The organism is Mycobacterium sp. 1245852.3 (genome assembly GCF_001669335.1).
GTDB classification, from domain to species: Bacteria; Actinomycetota; Actinomycetes; order Mycobacteriales; family Mycobacteriaceae; genus Mycobacterium; species Mycobacterium europaeum_A.
The window spans coordinates 1-20,830 of the sequence record NZ_LZLL01000225.1 but is presented as its reverse complement, the minus strand read 5'-3'; the positions used below and the strand labels follow the sequence as shown (position 1 = coordinate 20,830).

Here is a 20,830-nt window from a genome sequence, read left to right as displayed (position 1 = left end):
CGATGATCATCGCCAGCGACGTCTTGCCCAGCCCCGGCGGCCCGGACAACAGGATGTGATCCGGTGTGCCGCCCCGGTTTTTGGCGCCCTCGATGACCAGCTGCAACTGTTCGCGCACCCGCGGCTGGCCGATGAACTCGCGCAGCGAGCGCGGCCGCAGGCTGACGTCGATGTCGCCCTCGCCGGACGCCAGCGCGCCGGAGACCTCCCGGTCCGCGTAGTCGTCGCCGACGTCGTGCGGACTCATCGAGCCTTGCCCAGCAACGACAGGGCGGCGCGCAGGGCGCCCGACGTGGTGGCGTCGTGCTCGGCGGCCAGCACCTTGTCAGTGGCTTCCTCGGCCTGCTTGACGGCGAACCCGAGCCCCACCAACGCCTCCACCACCGGCCCGCGGACCGCGTGGCCGTTGAGCGCCGCACCCGGCGACGCTCCCCCGCCCGCCCCGGCGGCGCCGACCTTGTCGCGCAGTTCCAGGACCATCCGTTCGGCGCTGCGCTTGCCGATGCCGGGCACCCGGGTCAGCGCGGTGACGTCGCCGTCGTACAGCGCCTGACGCAGCGCCGCGGCGTCGTGCACGGCCAGCGTCGCCATCGCCAGCCGGGGCCCCACCCCGGACACCGACAGCAGCGTCAGGAACAGGTCGCGGGTATCGGTGTCGGTGAAGCCGTACAACGTCATCGAGTCCTCGCGCACGATCATCGCGGTGATCAGCCGCGCCTGGGTCCCGGCCCGCAACGTGGACAGGGTCGACGGGGTCGCGTTCACCCGGTAGCCGACGCCGACGGCCTCGATCACCACGTGATCGAGCGCCACCTCGAGGACCTCGCCCCGCACCGAGGCGATCATCGCGCGGCCTTCAGCTTGGCGCCCAACTTGGCGCGGTATTTCTCGCGCTGCTCGGCGGCCATCGCTTCGGCCGCGGCCATCCGGGCGATCATCGGGGCCCGCCAGCAGTGACAGATTGCCAGGGCCAGCGCGTCGGCGGCGTCGGCAGGCGACGGTTTGGCTTGCAGCGCAAGGATTCTGGTGACCATCGCGGTGACCTGCGCCTTGTCGGCCGCGCCGTTGCCGGTGACCGCGGCCTTGACCTCGCTGGGGGTGTGGAAGTGCACGTCGATGCCGCGTTTGGCGGCCGCCAGCGCGACCACGCCGCCGGCCTGGGCGGTGCCCATCACCGTCGACACGTTCAGTTGGGAGAACACCCGCTCGATCGCCACGACGTCGGGTTGGTGGGTGGCCAGCCAATGCTCGACGGCGTCGCTGATCCGCAGCAGCCGCTCGGCCAGCGGTGCGTCCGACGGGGTGCGCACCACGTCGACGTCCAGCGCCACCACCGTGCGCCCGCGCCCGCTTTCGACGACCGACAGACCGCATCGGGTCAGGCCGGGATCGACGCCCATCACCCGCATTCCCGCTCCCACCTAGTAGAACAGCTGTTCGATACCCTAGCGGCCGGCGCCGACGGGCCCGGGTAGGACACGCGGCGCCACCCCCGATTCCCGCCGCGACGTTACGGCGCCGAACCCGCGAAAAAGCTGTTAGCTTTAGCCCACGTTCGCTCGAGCAAGGTGGCAACGAAGGGGTTGGCGTGGGATCTCTGCTGGTCATGATCGCCGTGGTGCTCTTCATCGCGTCCATCGTGGTGTTGGTGGTGGCTTTGCGGCGGCCCAAGCAGCCGGCCCAGCGGGGCGGGCGCCCGGATCCGCTCGCCGCCGACGCGATGCCCCAGTTCGGGCCGCGCCAGCTCGGGCCCGGCGCCATCGTCAGCTACGGCGGTACCGACTACATCGTGCGCGGTTCGGTCACCTTCCGCGAGGGCCCCTTCGTCTGGTGGGAGCACCTGCTAGAGGGCGGCGACCAGCCGCTCTGGTTCAGCGTCGAGGAGGACGACGGGCGCCTGGAACTCGCGCTGTGGGTGACCCGCAAGGACGTGCCGCTGCGGCCCGGCGACCCCTACGTCGTCGACGGCGTGATGTTCCACGAGTCCGAACGCGGCCGCGCCTCCTATACCACCGAGGGCACCACCGGCCTGCCGGCCGGCGGCGAGATGGAGTTCGTCGACTGCACCAACGCCGACGAGTCGGCGCTGCTCTCGTTCGAGCGCTGGGCCCCGGACATGCCCTGGGAGGTCTCGACGGGCAAGTCCGTCTCGCCGGGCGAGATCACCGTGTATTCGGCGCCCCCACCCAGCCCGGCGTAGCGCAGAAGGTCAGGTCGGTGCCCCTTCATCAGCTCGCCGTGACCCCGGCCGATGTATCCGGCGACCGGCTGGGGCTGGCCCTCAACGCACCCGTGCCCGCGCCGCTGGCCAGCTGCCGGCTCGACCACCCCGGCGGCGGCCCGGCGCTACTGCTCGGGGTGCTCGGGGCCTCACACGTCGTCGCGGTGGAGCAGGCGTTCTCGGAGGAAATCTCTTGCACCGCGCGTAATCTCGGGGCCGACCTGCCCGAGCGCACCGACGCGCCCGGCTACCGCCTGCGGTCGCGCACCGACACCCACGACGAGGCGAGCTTTCGCCGGCTCGCACGGGACCTGCGCGCCCGGTGCGCCCGCCGGGCGGGCTGGCTCGGCGGCACCTTCCCCGGCGACGACGCCGCACTGACCGTGCTGGCCGCCGAAGCCGACGGCGCCGGCTGGCGCTGGCGGACCTGGCACCTCTACCCGGGGCGGCACGGCGGAACGGTGGTCCACACGGCCAGCCGGTGGCGCCCGTGAGCCGCAACCGCCTGTTCGTGATCGCCGGCGTGCTGGGCGCCGCCGGCCTGGCGTGCCTGATCTTCGGAATCATGTTGTTGCAGAAGAACATCGGGTCATACGTCGCCGGGCACTATCACGAATACGCCCGCGACGTGAACGGGACTCGCTACCAGTGCAGCGGGTCCCCCGACCAGGTGGCCGACGCGCTCGCCGACTATGCCGAACCCAACGCGCGGGCCGACAACGGCAAAACCGAGTACCTGCGCTACAGCAACAACATCGTGATCGTCGGGCCCGACGGCGGCTACCCGTGCAGCATCCGCGTCGAACCCCTGAGCGCCGGATACAGCCACGGCGCCTTCATCTTCCTCGGCCCCGGGTTTTCCCCCGGGTCCCCATCGGGTGGCGCCGGAGGCACCCCCGGCGGCCCCGGCGGAACCAAATGACTCCCACCACCGCAAAGGAGAGCACCATGTATCTCGCCGTCGAGATCGGCACCGTCGACCTCAATCCCGTGCTGAAGGGCGCGGTCGCGACCATCCTGTACTTCGCGGTCGGCATGGCCGTGCTGCTCGTCGGGTTTTACGCGGTCGACGTGCTGACCCCGGGCAAGCTGCGCCAGCTGGTGTTCATCGACCGCCGGCCCAACGCGGTGGTGGTCGCCGGCGCGATGTACATCGCGCTGACGATCGTGATCATCACCGCGATCGCCAACAGCTACAGCCAGCTGGGCCAGGGCCTGGTGGGCGTGGCGGTGTACGGGTTGATGGGCGTGATCCTGCTGGGCGTCGCGCTGTTGACCATGCACCTGCTGATCCCGGGCAGTTTCCACGAGCACATCGACGAGCCCGAGCTGCATCCGGGATCGTTCGCGGTGGCGCTGATACTGCTCGCCGTGGGAGGGGTGACCGCCGCGGCGGTGTCATGAGCGCGGTCGGGTCTGCGGGCGAGGTGCGGGCGCCCGAGGCGACGCGGCCCGCGGCGACGTCGGGGCGGTGGCGGGCGCTGTTGCTGGCCGCCGTGGCGGCCTGCGCGGCGTGCGGCATCATCTACGAACTCGCGCTGCTGACGCTGTCGGCGAGCCTGGACGGCGGCGGCATCGTCGCCACGTCGCTGATCGTCGCGGGCTACATCGCCGCGCTGGGCGTGGGCGCCCTGGTGGTCAAACCCCTGCTGGCGCACGCCGCGATCACCTTCATCGCCGTCGAAGCGCTGCTGGGCATCGTCGGCGGCCTGTCGGCGGCGGCGCTGTACGTGGCGTTCGCGTTCGTGGACGGGTCGACGTGGGTGCTGGCGGTGGGCACCGCGCTGATCGGCGGCCTGGTCGGGGCCGAGGTGCCGCTGCTGATGACGCTGCTGCACCGGGGCCGGACAGGGCCCGACGAAGACCAGGCGGCCGATGCCGGCCGCACGCTGGCCAACCTCAACGCCGCGGACTACCTGGGCGCGCTGCTGGGCGGGCTGGTCTGGCCGTTCCTGCTGCTGCCGCAACTGGGGATGATCCGGGGCGCCGCGGCCACCGGCATGATCAACCTGGCCGCGGCGGCCGTCGTGGCGGTTTTCCTTCTGCGCCAAGTGGTTTCGATACGGCAGCTGGCGTTGGCGCTGGGCGCGCTGGCCGCCGCCGCTGCGCTGCTGGCCACCCTGCTGTTGCGCTCGGCGGACATCGAAACCACAAGCAGGCAAAGGCTTTACGCGGACCCGATCATCGCCTACCGGCACACGGCCTATCAGGAGATCGTGGTGACCCGCCGCGGCAACGACACCCGGCTGTATCTGGACGGCGGGCTGCAGTTCTCCACCCGCGACGAATACCGCTACACCGAGAGTCTCGTCTACCCCGCCCTCGGCGGGGTTTCCCAAGGCGCGCGATCGGTGCTGGTGCTCGGCGGCGGAGACGGCCTGGCGGCCCGCGAATTGCTGCGTGTCCCCGGCATTTCCACGATCGTGCAGGTCGAGCTCGACCCCGCGGTGATCGACATCGCGCGCACCACGCTGCGCAGCGCCAACGGCGGTTCGTTGGACAACCCGCGGGTGGCCGTGGTGACCGAGGACGCGATGAACTGGTTACGCCGGCCGAACGTGGACCGCTTCGACGCGGTCATCGTCGACCTTCCCGACCCCGACACACCGGTGCTGGGCCGGTTGTACTCGACGGAGTTCTACGCGCTGATCGCCCGCGCGCTGACGCCCGGTGGGCTGATGGCGGTGCAGGCGGGCAGCCCCTTCTCCACCCCGACGGCGTACTGGCGCACGGTGTCGACGATCCGCGCCGCCGGCTACGCCGTCACGCCGTATCACGTGCACGTGCCCACGTTCGGGGACTGGGGATTCGCCCTGGCCCAGCGCGGCGACGCCGCCCCCGCACCGAGGGTGCCCGCGAATGCGCCGCCGCTGCGTTTCCTCAATCAGCAGGTGCTCGACGCCGCCGGCGTCTTCTCCGGTGACATCGGCCCGCGGCCGGTGGAGCCGTCGACCCTGGACAATCCGCGCATCGTCGAGGACATGCGGCACGGCTACGACTAAAACCGGGGTCGGGCCCGCGAAAAGTGGCCACCCTGAGCCGGCGTGTCGTCTCCGCGAACGAAAGGACCGAACCGAAATGCAGAAACCGCGGTTGGTGGGCGAGGCGCGCCGGGCCCTCGTGCTGTTGGGCACAGTGTTCGGTCTCGCGATGCTCGGTGCTGGTGGGGCAAGTGCCGATGGTCCGGTCCAGTTGAGAAGCCGGTTAGGCGATGCCTGTGTGGACGGCCCGGGATCGGGATGGCTGGCCCCGGTGGTGGTCAACCCGTGCAACGGTGCGGACTCGCAGCGTTGGACTCTCAGCGGTATCGGGCGACTCGAGAGCGCGGCCTTTCCCGGGCAATGCCTGAATTCCGACGGCACGGGGGCGGCGCACCTCGTGGCCTGTTGGGACAGCCAGCGGTGGAACGTGCAGCCCAACGGCCAGATCACGGCCGTCCTGGGTGGTTGCCTCGCCGTCCTCGGCGGCCCCGACCCGGGGACCTGGGTGTCAACCCGCTGGTGCAATGGAGATCCAGGCCAGGGGTGGGATATCGTACCCTGACGCCGCAGGCCTATTCTTCGTCGAGCGCGGCCAGCACCTCGTCGGACAGGTCGACGTTCGTCCAGACGTTCTGCACGTCGTCACTGTCCTCCAGGGCGTCGACGAGCTTGAACACCTTGCGCGCGCCCTCGACGTCGACCGGCACGCTGACGGACGGCTGGAAGCTGGCCTCCGCGGACTCGTAGTCGATGCCGGCGTCCTGTAGTGCGGTGCGTACCGCGACCAGGTCGGTCGGCTCGGAGATGATCTCGAAGCTGTCGCCGAGGTCGTTGACGTCCTCGGCGCCGGCGTCCAGCACCGCGGTCAGCACGTCGTCCTCGGTCAGGCCGTTCTTCTCCAGCGTGACGACGCCCTTGCGGGTGAACAGGTAGGACACCGAGCCGGGATCGGCCATGTTGCCGCCGTTGCGGGTGACCGCGACCCGGACCTCGCCGGCGGCCCGGTTGCGGTTGTCGGTCAGACACTCGATGAGCACCGCCACGCCGTTGGGCCCGTAGCCCTCGTACATGATGGTCTGGTAGTCGGCGCCGCCGGCTTCCTCGCCCGCCCCACGCTTGCGGGCGCGCTCGATGTTGTCGTTGGGCACCGAGGTCTTCTTCGCCTTCTGGATGGCGTCGTAGAGCGTCGGGTTGCCCGCCGGGTCACCGCCGCCGGTGCGGGCGGCGACCTCGATGTTCTTGATCAGCCGGGCGAACTCCTTGCCCCGGCGCGCGTCTTTGACGGCCTTCTGGTGCTTGGTGGTGGCCCACTTGGAATGGCCGCTCATCGCTGTCCTATCTGAAAGTCCTCTTGTTTTTGTGGCCAGACGAGTCTACGTGGACGCCCGATGCGCCGACCGTCACGCCAGCATGGCAGTCGTTACCGGACGTCACTCCTGCGTGACGCTCGGCGGCCCCGGTGCGGTCAATCGTCACCTCCGGTGACGAGGTCGACGAACAGGTGGTGGATGCGCCGGTCGCCGGTCATCTCGGGGTGAAACGCCGTCGCCAGGTTGCGTCCTTGCCGCACCGCGACGCCATGTCCGGCCGCGCTGGCCAGCACCTCGACGCCGTCGCCCGTGCGCTCCACCCAGGGGGCGCGGATGAACACCGCGCGCACCGGATCGTCGAGCCCAGCGAACGGGATGTCACCCTCGAACGAGTCGACCTGTCGTCCAAAAGCGTTGCGCCGCACCGTCATATCGATCGCCCGCAGCGGTAGCGCCTCGCGCCCGCCCGCGCCGGCGTCCAGAATCTCGCTGGCCAGCAGGATCATCCCGGCGCAGGCGCCGTAGGCGGGCAGCCCGTCGGCCAGCAGGCCCCGCAACGGCTCCAGCAGCCCGAGATCTCCCAGCAGATGGCTCATGGTGGTCGATTCGCCACCGGGGATGACCAACCCGTCGACCGACTCGAGCTCGCTACGCCGCCGCACCGGCATCGATTCGGCGCCGGCCTCGCCCAGGGCGGCCAGGTGCTCGCGGGTGTCGCCCTGCAGCGCCAGCACCCCGATCCTGGGATGGGTCACGGCGCGCTCACGTCGGCTGGTATCCGCGCTTGAAGCGGGTCAGCCCCTCCTGCATGACCGCCGCGACCATCTCACCGGACTGGGTGAAGATCTTGCCCTGGCACAGCGAGCGGCCGCCGCTGGCCGACGGCGAGCTCTGGTCGTAGAGCAGCCACTCGTCGGCCCGGAACGCCCGCATGAACCACATCGCGTGGTCCAGCGACGCCACCTGCAGGTGCTCGCGCACGTCGAGATGGGTGACCTGGGCCGATCCCAGCAGCGTCAGGTCGCTCATGTAGGCCAGCGCGCAGATGTGCAGCACCGGGTCGTCCGGCAGCGGATCACGATGGCGGAACCACACCTGCTGCTGGGAAGCCTTGCCCGGCGACAGCTGCAGCCGATCGCGCGGCACGATGCAGACGTCCCACTCCTCGAACTGCTTGAATCCCGCGTCGTCGAAGACCTTGATCGAGTCCAGCCCCGGCAGCCCGTCCGGCGGCGGCGCGGCCGGCATCGGGTCCTGGTGGTGGATGCCCTCCTGGTCGGTATGGAAGGAGGCGCCCATGGAAAAGATGATTTCGCCGTGCTGGATGGCGTTCACCCGCCGGGTGGCGAAGGACCCGCCGTCGCGGGAGCGCTCGACGATGAAGACCGTGCGCTCCTTGGCGTCCCCGGGCCGCAGGAAGTACCCGTGCAGCGAATGCACCTGATAGTGCGGGTCGACGGTGCGCACCGCCGACACCAGCGACTGCCCGGCTACATGCCCCCCGAAGGTGCGCTGCAAAAATCCCGACTCTGGGCTGAAGATGCTGCCCCGGTAGATGTTGACCTCGAGTTGCTCGAGATCAAGAATCTCTTCGATCGCCACGGAGAAGTTTTACCAGCCGCGTTCGGCCAGCCGGTGCGGCTCCGCGATCTGTTCGACGTTGATGCCGACCATCGCCTCGCCCAACCCGCGCGACACCTTGGCCAGCACGTCGGGGTCGTCGTAGAACGTGGTCGCCTTGACGATCGCGGCAGCGCGCGCGGCGGGGTCACCGGACTTGAAGATGCCCGAGCCCACGAACACGCCCTCGGCGCCGAGCTGCATCATCATCGCCGCATCCGCCGGGGTGGCGATGCCGCCCGCGGTGAACAGCGTCACCGGCAGCTTGCCCGCCCGGGCCACCTCCACGACCAGGTCGTAGGGGGCCTGCAATTCCTTTGCGGCCACGAACAATTCGTCTTCGGACAGCGATGTCAGGCGGCGGATCTCGCCGCCGATGGCCCGCATGTGCGTGGTCGCGTTGGAGACGTCGCCGGTGCCGGCCTCGCCCTTGGAGCGGATCATGGCCGCGCCCTCGCTGATGCGCCGTAGCGCCTCACCGAGGTTGGTCGCCCCGCACACGAACGGCACGGTGAACTTCCACTTGTCGATGTGGTGGGTGTAGTCGGCCGGGGTGAGCACCTCGGACTCGTCGACGTAGTCCACGCCGAGGCTCTGCAGGATCTGCGCCTCGACGAAGTGGCCGATGCGGGCCTTGGCCATCACCGGGATGGTCACCGCGGCGATGATGCCCTCGATCATGTCCGGGTCGCTCATCCGCGACACCCCGCCCTGCGCGCGGATGTCGGCGGGCACCCGTTCCAGCGCCATGACGGCGACGGCGCCGGCGGCCTCGGCGATCTTGGCCTGCTCGGGGGTGACGACGTCCATGATGACGCCGCCCTTGAGCATCTCGGCCATGCCGCGCTTGACGCGCGCCGTCCCGGTTCGCCCGTTGCCGTTCGGGGGGTGGGCGGTACTCACTGCTTGATCTCCTTCAACCGTTGTCGACCCAGTCTAATGAGGCGCTTTGGCCGCGTTCACCACGCGGAGTCAGCGGATGGACAGCAGCGGGCCCGGCGCGCGGCCGCCGGCCAGCGCGGCCGCGTCGATGAGCAGTCCGGATAGCTGCATGGGATACACCGTCTCCCCCGCCGCCACCAGCTGCGCGATGTCAGCAGCGTCACACCAGCGGTGGCCGTGGATGTAGCTGCGTTCCAGCTCGGTTCGTCCGGTGCGCGACGGCTCGAACCGCCGGGTGCGGTAGACGAAGTAGAACTCCTCGCTGTCGATCAGCGAGCCGTTGAACTCGAAGACCTCGTCGCGGCGCCAGACCGGCCCGATCATCTCGGCCGGCGCGACCCGCAGGCCGGTTTCCTCGGCCAGCTCCCGCGCGGCGGCCTCGGCCAGCCGCTCCCCTTGCTGAACTTCGCCGCCCACCGTGAACCACCATTTCGGCGCGTGCCGCTCGGCCAGCGCGGGGTCCGACCCGCACAGCAGCAGCACCGCGCCGGTCTCGTCGAGCAGCACGACGCGCGCCGAGGTGCGGTGGTTGAGGACGCCGTGATCGCCGTGGGCCAGCGCGTGTGGTCGCTCGACGATCTCGAAATAGCTCGGCAGCGCCGCGGTGCCGCCCAGGTGAAAGAGCCGCACCAGGGGCCGTTCGGCCAGGGCCAGGGTGTCGCGGACCGCGTCGTTGTGGAAGCGGCGGGCCAGCACCACCCGGGCCTCGGCGTCGGCCAGCTCGGCGATCAGCCCGGCCGGCAGCGACGCCGGATCGACGACGGCCAGCGCGGCCGACAGCTCGTTCTCGGCGTTCTCCCGCGCGGGCCGGGGCGCGCCTTCGGCGGCGTCGGCCAGCGCCGCCAGCCGTCGCCCTTCGGACGCGCCGCCGTAGGCGTCGATGGCGACCGCGCGCGACACCACCGCGCGCCGGGCCAGCGCGCCGTCGAGTGCCTGCCAGGACAGGTCGTAGCGGACGTGCAGCCGGTCCAGCCGGTTGGCGGTCCGGTAGGCCCAGGCGCCGACGACCGCCAGCACCGCGACGAAGACCGCGATGGCGACAATCAGCCATGTCATCAACTGGCCACCTCAACCTTGGCGCCTGACGCGGCGACCGTCTCGTACACCCGCATGATCTGGCTGGCGACCACTGACCAGTCGTAGCGCTGGACAGCTGCCGAACCGGCCGCCACATATCGTTCCCGCAGCACATCATCCTCCAGCACCGCGATCACCGCATCGGCAAGCGCGTCGCTGTCGCCGACGGGCACCAGGCAGCCCACGTCACCGTTGGCCAGCACGCGCCGGAAGGCGTCCAGGTCGCTGGCCACCACCGGCGTCCCGGCGGCCAGCGCCTCGACGAGGACGATGCCGAAGCTCTCCCCGCCGAGGTTGGGCGCGCAATACACGTCCGCGCTGCGCATGGCCGAGGCCTTCCCGGCATCGTCGACCTGGCCCAGAAAGCGGATCCGGTCGACGAATTCGCCTGCCGCGACGCGCAATTGGTCCTCGTCGCCGCGGCCGACGACCAGCAGCTGCACGTCATCGAACCGCTCGACCAGCCCGGGCAGCGCCTCGAGCAGCACCGACATGCCCTTGCGCGGTTCGTCGTAGCGGCCCAGGAACAGCACGGTCTTGCCGGCGCGCGGGTAGCCGTCCAGGGGCGGGGCGGAGGCGAACGAGGCGACGTCGACGCCGTTGGGGATCTCCACCGCGTCGGTGCCCAGCGCCTCCATCTGCCAGCGTCGCGCCAGGTCGGAGACCGCGATCCGGCCGACGATCTTCTCGTGCATCGGACGCAGGATGCCCTGAAACACCGTCAGCGTCAGCGATTTGGTGGTCGACGTGTGAAACGTCGCCACGATCGGGCCCTCGGCGATGTTGAGGGCCAGCATGGACAGGCTCGGTGCGTTCGGCTCGTGCAGGTGCAGCACGTCGAATTCGCCTTCGGCGAGCCACTTTTTGACCTTGCGGTGGGTGGCCGGCCCGAACCGCAGCCGGGCCACGGACCCGTTGTAAGGAATCGGGACGGCCTTGCCGGCCGAGACGACGTAGTCGGGCAGCGCGGCGTGCGGCGAGGACGGCGCGAGCACGCTGACGTCATGGCCCCGGGCGCGCATCACCTCGGCCAGTTGCAGGACGTGCGACTGCACCCCGCCCGGAACGTCGAACGAGTAGGGGCAGACCATCCCGATCCGCATCAGGTGTCCTTTAGCCGGGCCTGCTTGGCTTCCGGGAGGTCGGCCAGCCACTGCGGCTGCATCATGTGCCAGTCCTCGGGACGGGCGGCGATGTTCTTGGCGAAATGATCGGCCAACACCTGGGTGATGGCGCCGACGTCGCCGCCGGTGCAATCCAGCGGCGACTGTATGTCGACGCCCCAGCCCCGGTCCTCGAACCAGCAGTGCGCCGGCAGCAGGGCCGCGCCGGTCGCGATCGCGAGCTTCGCCGGCCCGGCCGGCATCCGGGTGGGCTCACCGAAGAAGTCGACCTGCACGCCGGTGCGGGTCAGGTCGCGCTCGGCCATCAGGCACACCACCCGGTTGGCCCGCAGCCGATCGCACAACACGTCGAACGCCGGCCGCTCTCCCCCGGACAGCGGCAGCACCTCGAAGCCGAGGCCCTCGCGGTAGGCGATGAAGCGCCGATAGAGCGACTCGGGTTTGAGGCGCTCGGCGACGGTGGTGAAGGTGCCGTGGGTCTGCGCCAGCCATACCCCGGCCATGTCCCAGTTGCCGCTGTGCGGCAAGGCGATCACCGCGCCGCGGCCGCTGGCCAGCGCCGCCTCGATGTTCTCTCGCCCCAGCACCGAGTCGTGCAGCGCGCGGCCCACCGCAACCAGGTCCATGCCCGGCAACCGGAACGCCTCGCGCCAGTAGCGGGCGTAGGAGGCCAGCGAGGCCCGCATCAGCGAGTCCGGCACCTCCTCGGGCGGCACAGCAATGACGCGGGCCAGGTTCTTGCGCAGCTGGTCGGGGCCGCCGCCGCGCGCGGCATAGCGCGCCCCGGCCTCAAAGGCGTTGCGCGCGGCGAACTCCGGCATCGCCCGCACCGCCATCCACCCCGAGGCGTACGCCCAGTCGGCGCCCATCCCGCCGGTCAGGCGGCCCACCGTCCGGCTGGCCAGCTGGCGGGCCATCCGACGTTGCGCCCCAAGCGTTTTCATGCCCGGCGGAGTGGGAATCACGGGCCGTCCGATCCGACCAGCCGGTCGGTCGCCCCCGGCGAGGTGCGCACCGCGTGCAGCCGCTGCGCGCAGGTGAGCAGGCTGGCCAGCGCCAGCACCCACATCGCGACCGGCAGCGCGGGCGGCCAGGCGACGTAGGGAAAGTCCGACACGCCCGCGCCGACCAGCACGATGATCAGCCGCTCCGGCCGTTCGATCAGGCCGCCGTCGCCGCGCAGCCCGCTGGCTTCCGCGCGGGCCTTGATGTAGGAAATCACCTGCGAGGTGACCAGGCAGATCAGCGTCGCCACCGCCAGCAGCTTGTCGTGCAGGCCGAAGACGATCCACCACAGCAGCCCGCAGAACACCGCGCCGTCGCTGACCCGGTCGCAGGTGGCGTCCAGCACCGCGCCGAATCGGGTGCCGCCGCCGCGTTCCCGGGCCATCGCCCCGTCGAGCATGTCGAAGAGGACGAAGAACCAGACCACCAGCGTGCCGATGAACAGCTTGCCCATCGGGAACAGGATCAGCGCCCCGGCCACCGCGACGATGGTGCCCAGGACGGTGACGACGTCGGGGGTCAATCCCAGCCGCAGGCATGCCCGTGCGGTCGGAGTGGTCAGCCGCGCGAACGCCGCCCGCGACAGGAACGGCACTCTACTCATGCGCGCCGCTCTCCCCCGCAAGCGGGAGGCGCCCCCGCCTCATCGCTTCGTCCCCCGCAAGCGGGTGGTACCCCCGCTGCATCGTCGCCGGCGCAGCTCATGGTTGTTTCGTCCACTCCGTGGCCAGCAGTTGACGCGTCTCGCGCAGCAATTGCGGGATCACCTTGGACCCGCCGATGATGGTGATGAAATTCGCGTCGCCACCCCAGCGCGGCACCACGTGCACGTGCAGGTGTTCGGCCAGCGAGCCACCCGCCGACGTCCCCAGGTTCAGGCCGACGTTGAAACCGTGCGGCCGGGACACGTTCTTGATGACGCGAATCGCCTTCTGAATGAAGGACATCAGCTCCGCGCTTTCCGGGTCGGTCAGATCCTCGAGTTCGGAGACCCGCCGATAGGGCACCACCATCAGGTGGCCGGGGTTGTACGGGTACAGGTTGAGCACGGCGTAGACGAGTTCGCCGCGGGCGACCACCAGACCGTCTTCGTCGGCGAGGTGCGGAATGTCGGTGAACGGCTGCTCGCTCTTGCTCGACGAGTTGGGGTCGCGCTTCAGCGGCGCCTCGGCCAGGTAGGTCATCCGGTACGGCGTCCACAGCCGCTGCAGGTGGTCTTGCTCGCCGACACCCCTGTCCAGGATGGTGTCATCGGTGCCCTGCTCGGCGGGTTGGCGATCACTCACAGTCACTCACCACTTGACACTTTCACGAGTTCGGCTGTGGGCACGGAATTCTCGCGATCGGCGATCCACTTCACGATCGCGTCGACCGCGCTGTCGCGGGGCACGCCGTTGATCTGGGTGCGGTCCCCGAACCGGAAGCTGACGGCGCCGGCCTCGACGTCGCGGTCGCCGGCCAGCAACATGAACGGGACCTTCTGATTGGTGTGGTTGACGATCTTCTTGGCCATCCGGTCGTCGCTGGCGTCGACCTCGATCCGCACACCGTGCGATTTCAACTGTGCGGCAATGCTTTCCAGGTATTCCACGTGGTCGTCGGCGACCGGTATGCCCACCACCTGCACCGGCGCCAGCCACGCCGGGAACGCCCCCGCGTAGTGCTCGGTGAGGATGCCGAAGAATCGCTCGATCGATCCGAACAGCGCGCGGTGGATCAGCACCGGCCGCTGCCGCGACCCGTCGGACGCGGTGTATTCCAGCTCGAATCGGTCGGGCATGTTGAAGTCGAGCTGGATGGTCGACATCTGCCAGCTGCGGCCCAACGCGTCCTTGACCTGCACCGAGATCTTCGGGCCGTAGAACGCCGCGCCACCGGGGTCGGGAACGAAATGCAACCCGGACGCCACGGCGACCTCGCGCAGGACTTCGGTGGCCTCGTCCCACATCTCGTCGGAGCCCGAGTACTTCTCCGGGTCCTTGGTGGACAGTTCCAGGTAGAAGTCGTTGAGCCCGTAGTCGGCCAGCAGGTCGAGCACGAAGCGCAGCAGCGAGGTCAGCTCGTCGCGCATCTGCTCGCGCGTGCAGTAGATGTGGGCGTCGTCCTGGGTCATGCCGCGCACCCGGGTCAGGCCATGTACCACGCCCGACTTCTCGTAGCGGTACACGCTGCCGAATTCGAAGAGCCGCAACGGAAGCTCGCGGTACGAGCGGCCGCGCGACCGGTAGATCAGGTGGTGCATCGGGCAGTTCATCGGCTTGAGGTAGTAGTCCTGCCCGGGCTTGCGCACCGTGCCGTCCGCGTTGAACTCCGCGTCGAGGTGCATCGGCGGGTACATGCCGTCGGCGTACCACTCGAGGTGGCCCGACGTGATATACAGCTGCTCCTTAGTGATGTGCGGGGTGTTGACGAACTCGTAACCGGCCTCGATGTGCTTGCGCCGCGAGTACTCCTCCAGCTCGTGACGGATGATGCCGCCCTTGGGGTGGAAAACCGCCAGGCCGGAACCGATTTCGTCGGGGAAGCTGAACAGGTCCAGCTCGACGCCCAGCCTGCGGTGGTCGCGGCGCTGGGCCTCTTCGATCAGCTCGAGGTAGGCGTCCAGCGCCTCCTGTGACTCCCAGGCGGTGCCGTAGATGCGTTGCAGACTGGCGTTGCTCTGGTCGCCGCGCCAGTAGGCGGCCGAGCTTCGGGTCAGCTTGAACGCAGGGATGTGCTTGGTCGTCGGGATGTGCGGACCCCGGCACAGGTCACCCCAAACCCGTTGCCGGGTACGGGGATTGAGGTTGTCATAGGCGGTGAGTTCGTCATTGGAACCAGGGGGGCCGACCTCCATTATTTCGGGGTCGCCGGACTTGTCGTCGACGAGTTCGAGCTTGTACGGCTCGTTGGCCAGCTCGGTGCGCGCCTGGTCCTTGGACTCGTACACCCGCCGCTCGAACAGCTGGCCCTCTTTGACGATCTGGCGCATCCGCTTTTCCAGCTTGGCCAGATCTTCCGGTGTGAACGGCTCCGGCACGTCGAAGTCGTAGTAGAAGCCGTCGGTGATCGGCGGCCCGATCCCAAGCTTGGCTTGCGGGAACAGCTCCTGGACGGCTTGGGCCAGTACGTGTGCCGCCGAATGCCGGATGACGCTGCGGCCCTCGTCGGTGTTGGCGGCCACCGGGACCACCTCGGCGTCGACGTCGGGCGTCCAGCTCAGGTCGCGCAGCTTTCCCGAGTCGTCGCGCACCACCACGACGGCATCGGGCGTGCCGCGCCTCGGCAACCCGGCTTCGCCGACCGCGGCGGCCGCGGTGGTCCCGGCGGGCACCCGGATAGGGGCAAGCGGGACGTGGTTGGCGGGGGCGCTCATGAGGCTGGTTCTCCAAGGTTGGTCGTGTGAGGCGTCGATCGCTGCAATGCTATCGGGGCCGACCCCGCTCAGGGCTGGCCAGGTTTGAGCCGCACGAACAGCGCTTCGGCTTCGGTCAGCAATCGATCGCCGTCGGTCAGCCGGCCCGACACGAAGATCTTGCGCCCGTCCACCCGATCGACGCCCGCGTCGAACTGCAGTTCCTTTTCGATCGGGACGATGTGGCGGTAGTCGATCTTGAGGTAGGCGGTGCGCTGGCGCGGGTTGCCGGTCAGCACCGAGGCCGACAACCCGAGGACCGAGTCGAACAGCATGCCCAGCGCGCCGCCGTGCACGGCGCCATTGCGGCCCAGGTGGAACCGGGCGAAGCGGGCCTGGCCGTGGACGCGGCCGTCGTCGCCTCTGTGCGCCGACATCGGGATGGTCAGGATGTTGCCGCGCATCGGCAGGTCCATCCGCCGGCCCGACGGGGACGCCCATTCGTCGGCGTCGTACGGGGCCAGCAGCGCCGACACCTTCTCCAGCAGGTCGGCCGCCTCGGTGATCACCTCGTCGGGCGCGTCGGCGGCCCGGGCGTGATCCTGCAACGAGCGCACGGCGTCGATGAACCTGCCGTAGTCGGGCCCGCCCTTGGTCGTCGGTTCCGGCGGATTGAACCCGCCGCCGGGGTGTCGCTGGTGTTCGGCCACCACCACACCGTATTGCCCGGCCGGCGGGCTTTCGCGCGGTGGTTAGGCCGGCTGCTGGGCGCCGGCCGCCGACAACGTCTCGAATTCGTCGTCGGACAGCTCGATCTCGGCGGCGGCGACGTTCTCCTCGAGGTGCGCGACCTTGGACGTCCCCGGGATCGGCACCATCACCGACGAGCGTTTCAGCAGCCAAGCCAGCGCCAACTGTGACGGCGAGGCGTCGTGGTCGGCGGCGATGCGCTGTAGCGGGCCGTCGGCGGCCGCCAGCGGCCCGGCCGCCAGCGGGAACCACGGGATGAACCCGATGCCCTGTTTGGTCGCCTCGTCGAGCAGCGGCTCGGCGCTGCGGGCCGTCAGGTTGTACATGTTCTGCACCGACACGATCTCGGTGATGCGCAGGGCGGTCTTCAGCTGGTCGACGTCGATCTCGGACAGGCCGATGTGGCGGATCTTGCCTTCGTTCTTCAGGGTGAGCAGCTCGCCCACCTGGTCTTCCAGCGGGAAGTTCGCATCGATGCGGTGCAGCTGGAACAGGTCGATGGTGTCGACGCCCAGCCGGCGCAGGCTCATCTCGCATTCCTGGCGCAGGTAACTCGGGTTGCCCAACGGAATCCAGACGTCGGGGCCCGTGCGCAGCAGCCCCGCCTTGGTCGCGATCACCAGGCCGTCGTAGGGGTGTAGCGCCTCGCGGATGATCTCCTCGGAGTAGTACGGGCCGTAGGAGTCGGCGGTGTCGATGAAGTTCACCCCGAGTTCGACGGCCCGCCGCAGCACCCGGACGCACTCGTCGCGGTCGTCGGGCGGGCCCCACACGCCCTTGGCCGTCAGGCGCATGGCGCCGAAGCCGAGTCGGTTGACGGTCAGGTCACCGCCGAAGGTGAATGTTCCGGACGCCCCTGCAACAGTTTTCGTGTTTTCTGCGGTCACACCTTTAGACCGTACGCGCCGAATGCCACCGCGCATCCCGGCGTGGCAAGCTGAGCACGTGGACCTGCGCGCGCTCGAGGAACTACCCCTGACCTACCCCGAAGTGGGGGCGACCGCGAGCGGCGATCTGCCCGCCGGCTACGACCATCAACACGTCGAGCGCCAAATCGGCACGGGCCAGCAGCGTTTCGAGCAGGCCGCGGCCGCCGTCATGCGCTGGGGCATGCAGCGCGGGTCCGGGTTGCGCGTGCAGGCCAGCTCCGAGATCGCCGTCGTCGACGCGGTGGTGGTGGTGAAGCTCGGCTTTGTGCCGGCACCCTGCCGCGTCGTCTACGTCGTCGACGAACCCGACATCCGCGGGTTCGGCTACGGCACCCTGCCGGGCCATCCGGAGTCCGGCGAGGAACGCTTCGTGGTGCGGCGCGACCCGGCCACCTCGGCGGTGTACGCGGAGGTGTCGGCCTTCTCCCGGCCCGCGACCTGGTGGAGCAAGGCCGGCGGGCCGGTGGTGAAGGTCGGTCAGCGCCTCATCGCCAGGCGCTACCTGCGGGCGGTGTGACCGTCATCGGGTGGTGACGGCACCCCCGATGGCGCCCGTGTGCACGCCCTGCGCCAGCCGGGCCAGCGCGATTGCGCCGACGAGCAGACCGAAGTCGCGCAGCGCGACGTCGTAGAAGCCGGGCCCGCTGACCAGGTCGATGATGATGCCGGCCAGCCACGCCGCGACCACCCAGGCGCCGAGCCGCGGGGCCACCGCGACCAGCAGCCCGGCCACGATCTCGATGACCCCCACCAGGTACATGCACTGATCGGCGGTGCCGGGCACCAGATCGTCGATCCATCCGGCCAGGTACATGCTCCAGCGATGCGGGTGCGTCAGCAGGTTGAAGAACTTGTCCAGGCCGAAAACGATGGGCGCGACCGTGAATACGGCGCGCAGCGCGAAGTATGCCGAGTAGGCCGGATCCCGCAGCTGATCGGCCAGGGCGTTGGTGGTGCTGACGTGGTTGGTGCTCATGGCGACCTCCATTTCTAACGGATAATATTTTGAACGTTAGATTGGGTAGACTGTAGCGTCAAGCATTTTGTCTGTTAGTAAAGGGTGGTCGATGGACGACGCGGACGCCCTGGAGCGCGACGCCGCTGGTATCGGCGCGCTCGCCGACCCGGTGCGCCGCCGGCTCTATCAGTTCGTGTGCGCCCAACCAGGGCTCGTGAGCCGCGACCAGGCGGCCGACGCGGTGGGAATCCCCCACCATCAGGCCAAGTTTCACCTGGACCGGCTCACCGCCGAGGGTCTGCTGGAAACCGAGTTCGCGCGCCGCACCGGCCGCTCCGGGCCCGGCGCCGGACGGACCTCCAAGCTGTATCGGCGGGCGCGCCGCGACATCGCGGTCAGCCTTCCGCAGCGCGAATACGAGCTGGCCGGGCGCCTGATGGCGACGGCCATCGCCCGCTCGGCCGGTACCGGGGAGCCGGTCACCGAGGTGCTCAACCGCGTCGCCCGCGAGTACGGCCACTCGATCGGCGCCGGCAAGCGACCGCCCGCCGACGCCGCGACCGCGCTGCGGCGCGCGGTCAGCCTGCTCGGCCGGTACGGCTACGAGCCGCGGTTATCCGACGACGAGGTCGAGCTCGCCAATTGCCCCTTCCACGCGCTGGCCCAGGAGCAGACGGAGCTGGCCTGCAACATGAACCACGCGCTGCTCACCGGCGTGGCCGACGCGCTCGCACCGCACGGCCCCGACGCCCGGCTCTGTCCCGGCCCGGACCGCTGTTGCGTCGTGCTCAGGCCCGCCCGCCGGTAGGCCCCCAGCGGGACAGCAATTCCTCGGCCCCGGTACACATCTCGTCGATGACGTCGGCCACCGACGCGTCGTCGCGGATCATCCCCACGCCCTGACCGGCATCCACCGGCGCGATCCGGCAATCGCCGGCGGCGATCGCGGCGGCCAGCTCATCGCAGGCGCCCGCGTCCAGCGCCTCCTCGTGGCCCGTCCAGTGCTCGACGAAGTCGTTGGCCAACACCCGCGACGGGAAGCGTGCGGGCCAGGGCAGGCCCTTGGCGACGTCGAAGACCCGCGTGACGGCGGTGTCGGTCTCGGTGGCCGTGACCAGCGCCCGACGGCCCGTGTCGCCGGTCAACGCCTCCGGACACGCCGACAACCGGGTACCCACCCACGCCCCGCTGGCGCCGGCGGCCAGCACCGCGGCCAGGCTGCGCGCCGAGGCGACACCGCCGCCGGCCAGCACCGGCACCGAGACGGCGTCCAGCACCGCGTCCAGCAGCGGCAGCAAGCCCAGCTTGTCCTCGCCATGTCCGCCGCCCTCGGACCCGCGCGCGACCAGGATGTCGACGCCGGCGTCGACGGCCCGGCGCGCCCCGTCGCTGTCGTAAACCTGTGTGACCGTGGGGATCCCGGCGTCATGCGCCTTGGCGACCCACGACCATTCGGTGCCGAAGCTGATCGACAGCAGCGCGGGCCGGGCGGCCAGCGCGTCCTCGAGCAGCCCGGCCTCGTTGCGCATCACCCAGTCGACCATGCCGATGCCGAATCTGCCCTGGACGTGCTGGAGCTGCTCGGCCAGTAGCTCTCGGGTCGCGACGCTGCCCATGCCGACCATGCCGAGGCCGCCGGCGGCCGTCACCGCCGCGGCCAGGCGGCCGCCCGCGACGCCGCCCATCGGGGCGTTGACGATGGGGACCCGCAGTCCGAAGCTCGTTGACCAGGGCGTCGACAACATCGGGGCTAGTGCGCCGACGGAATGGTCTTCAGCACGGTCAGCAGGACCACCGAATCCTCGACCGCGTGCAGGGCGTGCCGTTCGGCCGGAATCGCGACGTATTCGCCGGCCTTGCCGTCCCAGGCGTCGCCGCTGGTGGTCAGCCGCACGTGGCCCTGCAGCACCTGCAGGGTCGCCTCGCCGGGGCTATCGTGTTCGGACAGGTCGTGGCCGGCCAGCAGGGCCAGCACGGTCTGGCGAAGCTCGTGGCTGTGACCGCCGTGGATGGTGTGGGCGGCGCGTCCGCTGTGCGATTGCTTGGCCTCGGCGATCTTTTCGGCCGAGAGGTCGGTCAGCGAGATGGAATCCATGTCGGTCCTTCGAACTTTGCAAGGCCGCCTGGGGCCTCGTCGGTGGGCAGTTAGCCGCTCAGTAGCAGTATCCCCGCCACCACGAGGGCGACCACCTTGACCGCCTCCAGCGCGACGTAGAAGTAGTGGGCGCGCGAGCGCGGTCCGTCCGATCCGGCGAGCACCCTGTCCGCACGACGGGTCAGCGCCGGACGCACCACGACCAGCTGGATCGCCAGGGCGGCGACCGCGACGGCGACGGCCACCGTGACGCCCGCCCGGGTGGGACCGGCCACCACGATGGCCCCGATGACCAGGGCGAAGGCCACCTCGACGGTGTTCAGCGCCCGAAAGATCAACCGCCCGATGCTCAGTCCGATCTGCAGCGTCACATTGGGCGCCCGAAATTTCAGCGGGGCTTCCAGGAACGAGATGGCCAGCACCATGCCGAGCCAGACGAAGGTCAGCGCGACGGCAAACGCTGCGCCGGTGGTCATTTGGCCGC

At 69.9% G+C, this 20,830-nt stretch carries 26 protein-coding genes and 2 pseudogenes; 8 read left to right on the top strand and 20 right to left on the bottom strand.

Annotated features, from left to right (window positions below; translation table 11 throughout):
* From A9W96_RS10165 to ruvC, 3 genes and pseudogenes are all read right to left on the bottom strand, one after another.
* Positions 1–247, bottom strand: a pseudogene (locus tag A9W96_RS10165) (Holliday junction branch migration DNA helicase RuvB); the annotation flags it as partial.
* Positions 244–846 (bottom strand): Holliday junction branch migration protein RuvA, encoded by a 603-nt coding sequence (gene ruvA / locus A9W96_RS10160; RefSeq protein WP_067139429.1) that lies wholly within the window; start codon positions 844–846, stop codon positions 244–246. The gene ruvA and the pseudogene A9W96_RS10165, both read right to left, overlap by 4 nt.
* On the bottom strand, positions 843–1,409 hold the full coding sequence (gene ruvC, locus A9W96_RS10155; RefSeq protein ID WP_066882161.1) for a crossover junction endodeoxyribonuclease RuvC: 567 nt from the start codon (positions 1,407–1,409) through the stop codon (positions 843–845). Before ruvC ends, ruvA begins: the two co-directional genes overlap by 4 nt.
* A gap of 179 nt (positions 1,410–1,588) precedes the next feature.
* On the opposite strand from ruvC, the gene A9W96_RS10150 reads away from it, so the two are divergent.
* From A9W96_RS10150 to A9W96_RS10125, 6 genes are all read left to right on the top strand, one after another.
* A complete protein-coding gene (locus tag A9W96_RS10150) occupies positions 1,589–2,200 on the top strand; it encodes a DUF4178 domain-containing protein (protein WP_066863852.1) in 612 nt (203 codons plus the stop codon).
* A 17-nt stretch (positions 2,201–2,217) separates the two neighbouring features.
* Entirely contained in the window at positions 2,218–2,715 is a 498-nt protein-coding gene (locus tag A9W96_RS10145; RefSeq protein ID WP_066863850.1) for a DUF2617 family protein, read from the top strand.
* Positions 2,712–3,143: a DUF4247 domain-containing protein gene (locus A9W96_RS10140; protein WP_066863880.1), complete on the top strand. Its 432-nt coding sequence runs from the start codon at positions 2,712–2,714 to the stop codon at positions 3,141–3,143. The genes A9W96_RS10145 and A9W96_RS10140 overlap by 4 nt, the downstream gene beginning before the upstream one ends.
* Positions 3,144–3,169: 26 nt before the next feature.
* Entirely contained in the window at positions 3,170–3,625 is a 456-nt protein-coding gene (locus A9W96_RS10135; RefSeq protein WP_066863848.1) for a DUF350 domain-containing protein, read from the top strand.
* Positions 3,622–5,223: a polyamine aminopropyltransferase gene (locus tag A9W96_RS10130; RefSeq protein ID WP_067139426.1), complete on the top strand. Its 1,602-nt coding sequence runs from the start codon at positions 3,622–3,624 to the stop codon at positions 5,221–5,223. Before A9W96_RS10135 ends, A9W96_RS10130 begins: the two co-directional genes overlap by 4 nt.
* A gap of 76 nt (positions 5,224–5,299) precedes the next feature.
* Positions 5,300–5,764: an RICIN domain-containing protein gene (locus tag A9W96_RS10125; RefSeq protein WP_066863843.1), complete on the top strand. Its 465-nt coding sequence runs from the start codon at positions 5,300–5,302 to the stop codon at positions 5,762–5,764.
* Between the two features lie 10 nt (positions 5,765–5,774).
* Here the strand turns inward: A9W96_RS10125 and A9W96_RS10120 are convergent, their stop codons facing one another.
* From A9W96_RS10120 to A9W96_RS10065, 13 genes and pseudogenes are all read right to left on the bottom strand, one after another.
* A complete protein-coding gene (locus tag A9W96_RS10120) occupies positions 5,775–6,530 on the bottom strand; it encodes a YebC/PmpR family DNA-binding transcriptional regulator (RefSeq protein ID WP_066863840.1) in 756 nt (251 codons plus the stop codon).
* Positions 6,531–6,667: 137 nt separating this feature from the next.
* Positions 6,668–7,267, bottom strand: a complete 600-nt coding sequence (pdxT, locus tag A9W96_RS10115; protein ID WP_066863837.1) for a pyridoxal 5'-phosphate synthase glutaminase subunit PdxT — start codon at positions 7,265–7,267, stop codon at positions 6,668–6,670.
* A 7-nt stretch (positions 7,268–7,274) separates the two neighbouring features.
* On the bottom strand, positions 7,275–8,114 hold the full coding sequence (gene tesB, locus A9W96_RS10110) for an acyl-CoA thioesterase II (protein ID WP_066882166.1): 840 nt from the start codon (positions 8,112–8,114) through the stop codon (positions 7,275–7,277).
* Positions 8,115–8,123: 9 nt separating this feature from the next.
* The gene (gene pdxS / locus A9W96_RS10105) at positions 8,124–9,035 is read right to left on the bottom strand and encodes a pyridoxal 5'-phosphate synthase lyase subunit PdxS (RefSeq protein WP_066863831.1); all 912 of its coding nucleotides are present in this window, start codon (positions 9,033–9,035) and stop codon (positions 8,124–8,126) included.
* Positions 9,036–9,104: 69 nt separating this feature from the next.
* Positions 9,105–10,130: an NUDIX domain-containing protein gene (locus A9W96_RS10100; protein ID WP_067139423.1), complete on the bottom strand. Its 1,026-nt coding sequence runs from the start codon at positions 10,128–10,130 to the stop codon at positions 9,105–9,107.
* Positions 10,130–11,254: a glycosyltransferase family 4 protein gene (locus A9W96_RS10095; protein WP_067139420.1), complete on the bottom strand. Its 1,125-nt coding sequence runs from the start codon at positions 11,252–11,254 to the stop codon at positions 10,130–10,132. The genes A9W96_RS10100 and A9W96_RS10095 overlap by 1 nt, the downstream gene beginning before the upstream one ends.
* Complete coding sequence (locus A9W96_RS10090) at positions 11,254–12,192, bottom strand: phosphatidylinositol mannoside acyltransferase (protein ID WP_156765188.1); 939 nt, start codon at positions 12,190–12,192, stop codon at positions 11,254–11,256. Before A9W96_RS10090 ends, A9W96_RS10095 begins: the two co-directional genes overlap by 1 nt.
* Before the next feature lie 44 nt (positions 12,193–12,236).
* Positions 12,237–12,884, bottom strand: a complete 648-nt coding sequence (gene pgsA / locus A9W96_RS10085) for a phosphatidylinositol phosphate synthase (protein ID WP_066863819.1) — start codon at positions 12,882–12,884, stop codon at positions 12,237–12,239.
* A 1-nt stretch (position 12,885) separates the two neighbouring features.
* Positions 12,886–12,985, bottom strand: a pseudogene (locus tag A9W96_RS33280) (hypothetical protein); the annotation flags it as partial.
* The gene (locus A9W96_RS10080) at positions 12,982–13,566 is read right to left on the bottom strand and encodes an HIT domain-containing protein (protein ID WP_066863818.1); all 585 of its coding nucleotides are present in this window, start codon (positions 13,564–13,566) and stop codon (positions 12,982–12,984) included. The gene A9W96_RS10080 and the pseudogene A9W96_RS33280, both read right to left, overlap by 4 nt.
* A gap of 2 nt (positions 13,567–13,568) precedes the next feature.
* Entirely contained in the window at positions 13,569–15,635 is a 2,067-nt protein-coding gene (thrS, locus tag A9W96_RS10075; protein WP_067139414.1) for a threonine--tRNA ligase, read from the bottom strand.
* A gap of 68 nt (positions 15,636–15,703) precedes the next feature.
* A complete protein-coding gene (locus A9W96_RS10070) occupies positions 15,704–16,330 on the bottom strand; it encodes a PaaI family thioesterase (RefSeq protein WP_066882176.1) in 627 nt (208 codons plus the stop codon).
* Between the two features lie 36 nt (positions 16,331–16,366).
* Entirely contained in the window at positions 16,367–17,251 is an 885-nt protein-coding gene (locus A9W96_RS10065) for an aldo/keto reductase (protein WP_231999645.1), read from the bottom strand.
* A gap of 58 nt (positions 17,252–17,309) precedes the next feature.
* Here A9W96_RS10065 and A9W96_RS10060 point away from each other — a divergent pair, with 58 nt between their 5' ends.
* On the top strand, positions 17,310–17,810 hold the full coding sequence (locus A9W96_RS10060; RefSeq protein ID WP_067139432.1) for a DUF1990 family protein: 501 nt from the start codon (positions 17,310–17,312) through the stop codon (positions 17,808–17,810).
* 3 nt (positions 17,811–17,813) lie between these two features.
* Here the strand turns inward: A9W96_RS10060 and A9W96_RS10055 are convergent, their stop codons facing one another.
* On the bottom strand, positions 17,814–18,269 hold the full coding sequence (locus A9W96_RS10055) for a DoxX family membrane protein (RefSeq protein WP_067024659.1): 456 nt from the start codon (positions 18,267–18,269) through the stop codon (positions 17,814–17,816).
* A 91-nt stretch (positions 18,270–18,360) separates the two neighbouring features.
* On the opposite strand from A9W96_RS10055, the gene A9W96_RS10050 reads away from it, so the two are divergent.
* The gene (locus tag A9W96_RS10050) at positions 18,361–19,059 is read left to right on the top strand and encodes a metalloregulator ArsR/SmtB family transcription factor (RefSeq protein ID WP_067139411.1); all 699 of its coding nucleotides are present in this window, start codon (positions 18,361–18,363) and stop codon (positions 19,057–19,059) included.
* On the opposite strand, the gene A9W96_RS10045 is transcribed toward A9W96_RS10050, so the two are convergent.
* The 3 genes from A9W96_RS10045 to A9W96_RS10035 are packed head-to-tail and all read right to left on the bottom strand — an operon-like array spanning position 19,040 to position 20,822.
* A complete protein-coding gene (locus A9W96_RS10045) occupies positions 19,040–19,996 on the bottom strand; it encodes a nitronate monooxygenase family protein (protein WP_067139408.1) in 957 nt (318 codons plus the stop codon). The two genes, A9W96_RS10050 and A9W96_RS10045, sit on opposite strands and share 20 nt — an antisense overlap.
* A 5-nt stretch (positions 19,997–20,001) precedes the next feature.
* On the bottom strand, positions 20,002–20,346 hold the full coding sequence (locus tag A9W96_RS10040; RefSeq protein WP_066866090.1) for a cupin domain-containing protein: 345 nt from the start codon (positions 20,344–20,346) through the stop codon (positions 20,002–20,004).
* Positions 20,347–20,396: 50 nt separating this feature from the next.
* Positions 20,397–20,822, bottom strand: coding sequence for a hypothetical protein (locus A9W96_RS10035; RefSeq protein WP_067139405.1), 426 nt, complete (start codon positions 20,820–20,822; stop codon positions 20,397–20,399).
* Between the last annotated feature and the right edge of the window lie 8 nt (positions 20,823–20,830).